At 67.8% G+C, this 5,139-nt stretch carries 5 protein-coding genes; 4 read left to right on the top strand and 1 reads right to left on the bottom strand.

The window, feature by feature from the left end; genetic code table 11:
- Positions 1-134: 134 nt before the first annotated feature.
- From ACE3OK_RS12240 to ACE3OK_RS12225, 4 genes are read left to right on the top strand one after another with little or no spacing between them, the layout of a single operon-like run.
- Positions 135-1,721, top strand: coding sequence for a hypothetical protein (locus ACE3OK_RS12240; RefSeq protein ID WP_374249830.1), 1,587 nt, complete (start codon positions 135-137; stop codon positions 1,719-1,721).
- Positions 1,718-2,401 carry an acetyltransferase gene (locus ACE3OK_RS12235; protein WP_374249829.1) on the top strand — a complete coding sequence of 228 codons (684 nt, stop codon included), beginning with the start codon at positions 1,718-1,720 and terminating at the stop codon, positions 2,399-2,401. Before ACE3OK_RS12240 ends, ACE3OK_RS12235 begins: the two co-directional genes overlap by 4 nt.
- Positions 2,401-3,249 carry a 3-keto-5-aminohexanoate cleavage protein gene (locus ACE3OK_RS12230; RefSeq protein ID WP_374249828.1) on the top strand — a complete coding sequence of 283 codons (849 nt, stop codon included), beginning with the start codon at positions 2,401-2,403 and terminating at the stop codon, positions 3,247-3,249. The genes ACE3OK_RS12235 and ACE3OK_RS12230 overlap by 1 nt, the downstream gene beginning before the upstream one ends.
- On the top strand, positions 3,246-4,406 hold the full coding sequence (locus ACE3OK_RS12225) for a DegT/DnrJ/EryC1/StrS family aminotransferase (RefSeq protein WP_374249827.1): 1,161 nt from the start codon (positions 3,246-3,248) through the stop codon (positions 4,404-4,406). The genes ACE3OK_RS12230 and ACE3OK_RS12225 overlap by 4 nt, the downstream gene beginning before the upstream one ends.
- Here the strand turns inward: ACE3OK_RS12225 and ACE3OK_RS12220 are convergent.
- A partial coding sequence (locus tag ACE3OK_RS12220) for an EamA family transporter (protein WP_374249826.1) occupies positions 4,369-5,139 on the bottom strand: 771 nt, incomplete at its 5' end. The two genes, ACE3OK_RS12225 and ACE3OK_RS12220, sit on opposite strands and share 38 nt — an antisense overlap.

Here is a 5,139-nt window from a genome sequence, read left to right as displayed (position 1 = left end):
AGGCGTTCATCGACAAGCTGCTCGCCGACACCCGGCCGACCATCGAGCCCAAGGTAAAGGTGCTGGAGCAATCGATCGCCCGGCGCCTGGGCATCACGGCACCCGCCAGCAAGCCCTGAGCCGCCGACGCAGCGATGCGTGTACAAGCCCTCGCACCGGCGGCGCAGGCCCGATGGGTTGCGCTGGCCAACGATGCACTGGCGCAGGTCTCGCTGCGGCCCGCAGAAGTCACCGCTTGGTGGCGGCTGGTCAGCGCCACCGCCGCACTTCCCTCCGGCCCACGTGACGAGGCCGTCGCACGCCTGCAGCAGCTTCCGGTCAGCGCTGCATTGCCAGCCTGGCTGCGCCTGTCGGCGCTGTGGTGCCTGACGGGCGACCTGCAGCATTTGATGCAGATGACTGCACTGGCACCGCAATTGCCCGGCACCGATCGCTGGATGGCGTTAAGCATCGTCTTGTGGGGGGCGGCCCTGTCGCGCTGCGAGAACCGCCATGCGTTCCGGCAGGTACTCGTGGACGGACAGATCAGCCAGTTGATGGACCAGTTGGGCCGGGGACTGGCGCGGCCTGCTGCAACCGGTGCGCCGCCGGCCGCGGTGCACCGTGTGGCCCTCTACACACCCCATCTGGCATCGGGCGCCCATGCCGGCACCGCCATGACGTTCAACCTGCAGGCACTGCTGGCCCGCCAGGGCATCGAGACCCAGGTGTTCGCCGGTCAGGAGTTGAGCATTCCGGACATGCGCACCTACTTCGCCGGTGGCGACCATTCAACCGTCGGGCCCGCGCAGTCGTCAAGCTGGCCGGTGCGAAGCGCGGGTGACCTGAAAGTCAGCCTGGCCGATGCCGACTTCTCGCTCGATGCACGATGGCGCGACATGCTGGCATTGATCGGTGCCTACGCACCGGATCTTGTGCTTTATGTCGGCTTTGCCTCGCCCGTGGTGTGGCCCCTGCACGCCCGGTGGCCGGTGGTGGGCATGAGCCTTCACACCCTGCCACCGGTAGCGCCGGTCGATGTGTGGCTGAATGCCGATCCGGAACCGGATCCTTCGCTCGCCTGGCCGGGAATCGTTGCCCCCGAACCGGTGCACTTCCCGCACCGGTTCTGGCCCGCCGAACCGGCGCCAGGGTGCTCCCGCGAAACGCTGGGCATTGGGCACGATGCCGTGTTGTGCGTTTCCTCCGGCTCGCGCCTCAGCGACGAAATGACCGACTCCTGGACCCTTGGCGTGACCGCGGTTCTGGACCGTCACCCCAAGGTGCACTGGCTGCTCATTGGTGTGCCAGAGCACCGTGCGGCGCGTCTGGCAACGCTTCATGCACGGGCACGCTGCATGCCCTTTCAGGACAACTTTGCCGGGTGGCTGCAGCTGGCCGACCTCTATCTGAACCCACCGCGGCTGGGCGGCGGCGCCAGTGTGGCCACCGCCATGAGCCTTGGCGTTCCGGTACTGAGCCTGGCGGGCAGTGATGGGGGTGACAAGGTCGGCGACCACGCAGTCGTCACCATCGCCCAATACATGAACCGCTTCGTCGAGTGGATTGACCACCCCGACCGGCGGCACGCCGCCGGCCAGGCCATGAAGGCGCGCTTCGACGAAGTTCTGGACCTGTCGACCGGCCGCGCTGCCAGCCGGCTGCTGCAGGCATGCCAGCGGGCCGTGAGGCTATACCAGATCAGGCAAACTGCGGCCGAGTCCACCCGCCCGTTGCCATGATCGCGATGCACCCTGCACCCCACCGGCCCGTTGTCATTTTTGGAACGCTGCGCTCTGCCAGCCTGGCCCGGTATTGCCTCACCCATGACTCGCCGCTGCAGGTGGCGGCCTTCACCGTCGATGCTGCGTTCATGGCGGGAAACACCCACGAAGGCCTTCCGCTGGTGGCGTTCGAGACGCTGGAGCAGCACTACCCGCCGGACAGCTTCCAGTTGCTCATCCCCATGGGCTACCAGCAAATCAACGGAGTTCGGCGCGCCCGTTACGAGGACGGCAAACGGCGGGGCTACAGCTTCGCACGGTACATCTCCAGTCGCGCCAGCACCTGGCCCGATCTGGTCGTGGGCGACAACGTGCTGATCTACGAACACGCCATCGTCCAGCCGTTCTGCCGTATTGGCAACAACTGCATCATCCGCAGCGGCGCGCACATCTCGCACCACTGCACGGTCGACGACCACGCGTTCGTGGCGGCCGAAGTCGCCATGGGCGGCGAGGGCCATGTCGGCGAACAGGCGTTTGTGGGCGTGGGCGCGGTGCTGCGTGACAACCTCACCATCGCACCGCGAACCTTCATTGGGGCCGGCACCGTTGTGGTCAGGAACACCGAAGCGGATGGTGCCTACGTCGGGAACCCCGCCCGCAAGCTCGCCAGAACGTCGCTGGAAGTGAGCAGCTGATGCGGACCGGAACGCCGTTTCTTGTCAACCTGGCCTGTACCGGCGTCATCCCGACGCGCGCCATGAGCGCGCAGGTTCCGCTGACCCATTCGGAAATCGTGGCCGACGTGGGGCGTGCGCTGGAAGCCGGGGTGCAGATGGTGCACCTGCATGCCCGGGATGCAGCGGGCGTGCAGACGGCGGACCCCGAGCCGTATGGCCGGATGATCGAAGATATCCGGGCGCTGCCCGGCGGGCGCGAACTGGTGGTCTGCGTCACCACCAGTGGCCGCCTCGATTCGGGTTTTGATTCGCGCGCGCGCGTGCTGGATCTGGACGGCAAGGCCCGCCCCGACATGGCCAGCCTCACACTCGGGTCGCTCAACTTCATGCAGTCGGCCAGCATCAACCAGCCGGACACCATTCGCCGGCTGGCAAAGCGCATGCAGGCGCGTGGCATCCGGCCCGAACTGGAAGTGTTTGACCTTGGCATGGCCAATTTCGCGCGGGTACTGCTGGCCGAAAGCCTGGTCACGGCGCCGCTGTACGTGAACGTCCTGCTCGGCAACGTGGCCGGCGCACAGGCCGACCCGCTCCAGCTGGCCGCCATTCTGGCGGCGCTGCCCCCGGGCTGCGTGGTGTGCGTTGCCGGCCTTGGCCGCTTCCAGTTGCCAGCCAACGGGCTGGGCCTGCTGTTGGCCGATGGCGTACGCACCGGCCTGGAAGACAACCTCTGGCTGGACGCACAGCGAACACGCCCCGCGAGCAACGCTGCCCTGATCGAGCGCGTGGTCTCGGCGGCGGCGCTGTTCGAGCGGTCATTGATGCCCAGGTCGCAGGCCCGGCAATTGCTGGGCCTGAAGGCATGAGACAGGATTTCATCACCTTCGGCGCCCCAGACCATGGCGATGCCGAAATTGAGGCCGCGCTCGACACCCTGCGCAGCGGCTGGCTCGGAACCGGCCCGCGCGTGGCCGAATTTGAAGCGACACTTGCTGCCTACAAGGGCGTGGATGCCGCCCAGGCCGTGGCCCTGAACTCCTGTACCGCTGCCCTTCAGCTCAGCCTGCTGGCGGCAGGCGTGGGCCCGGGCGACGAAGTGGTCATGCCTGCGCTGACGTTCTGCGCAGCCGCCAACGCGGTGCTCCACACCGGCGCCACACCGGTGCTAGCAGATGTGGACCCAATGACCATGAACCTGACGGCAACCGGGCTGCAGGACGCCCTGACGCCACGCACCAGGGCCGTGGTCCCCGTGCACTTTGCGGGCCGCCCGTGCGACATGGACGCACTGCTGCGTGTGGCCCGTGCCCACCACCTGCGAGTAATTGAGGATTGCGCCCATGCCGTGGAGTCGCTTTACCGGGGTCAGCCTGCCGGCACCCTGGGCGACTTTGGCTGCTTCAGTTTCTACGCCACCAAAAATCTGGCCACCGGCGAAGGGGGCATGGTCATAGCGAAAGACGCCCGGCATGCGGAACGCATGCGCTGCATGGCGCTGCACGGGATGAGCCGCGACGCGTGGAAGCGCTACGCCGCGGACGGCTTCCAGCACTACGACGTGGTGGAATGCGGCTTCAAGCTCAACATGATGGATCTGCAAGCAGCCATCGGCCTGCAGCAGCTGCGGCGCCTGGAAGCCGCGTGGCAGGTGCGCGAGCACCAGTGGCTGCGCTACCAGCAGGCCTTTGCCGACCTGCCCGCGACCCGCCCGGCCCCGGCGGAGCCCGATACCCGGCATGGCTTGCACCTGTACACCCTGCTGGTGGATGAGGCGCGGTGCGGCATCGACCGTGACGAGTTCCTGCGCCGCATGCAGCGCTCAGGTGTCGGGGTTGGCGTTCATTACCGCGCCTTGCCGGAGTACACCTACTACCGCGAACGCCTGGGCTGGCGGCCCGAGGCCACCCCGGTGGCCACCGCTATCGGACGCACCACCGTGAGCCTGCCGATCGGGCCACGGCTGTCCGATGCTGATGTGGAACGCGTCATTGACGCGGTGCGGGCGGCGCTGGCAACACCCTGACCCCGGCAGCCATGACCACACCCATGGCAACCAGTGCAGACGCCGCCAGCGTGTTGGGGCCCAGCGGCTCGTGCAATAACCACGCGGCACCCAGTGACGTCAGCGGTGGCACCAATGCCGCCGACAGCGCGGCGCGCGCAGCGCCCAGCCGGGTGACTGCCGCCAGGTAAGCCACGAGACCCAGCAGACCTGCCGCCACACCCTGTCCTGCCGCCTGCAGGGCCACGTCGGTCCACGGGGCCTGTAACAGCCGTGGTGCGCCCAGCACCACCACCAGCGGCACCAGCAACAGGCTGGACCATGCACTGACGACCGCCGCACCCTGCCAGGGTGACAAGCCGCTGCCGCGAAACGCGAGCGTGTATGCCGCCCACAGCGCACCGGCAAGGACCAGCAATGCGTCGCCACGCCAGCTGGCGCCGGCCGAAGCGGTGCTGGACACCCCCAGAACCAGCAAACCCGTCGCCACCAGTGCGAGGCCCAACCATTGCCCGCGCGCCAGCGCCGTGCCTGCGGTCATCCGCGACCCGGCTGCGGTGAACAGAGGAACGCTTCCCGCCATGAAGACGCCAATGTGCGCGGCAGGCGCCCATTGCGCGCCGGCCATCACCAGCAGGCCGAACGGCAGGCCACCGCCCAGCACCATCCATACCAGTCGTGACGTCGGCAGGCCTGCCGGACGCAGGCCGATCCGCCACAGCAGCGGCAGCAACACGAGCGCTGGAACGCCATA

The sequence above is a fragment of the Thermomonas sp. genome (genome assembly GCF_041905325.1).
Taxonomy (GTDB): Bacteria; Pseudomonadota; Gammaproteobacteria; order Xanthomonadales; family Xanthomonadaceae; genus Thermomonas.
The sequence above is the reverse complement of the archived record's forward strand: the minus strand, read 5'-3'. Positions and strand labels throughout refer to the sequence as shown.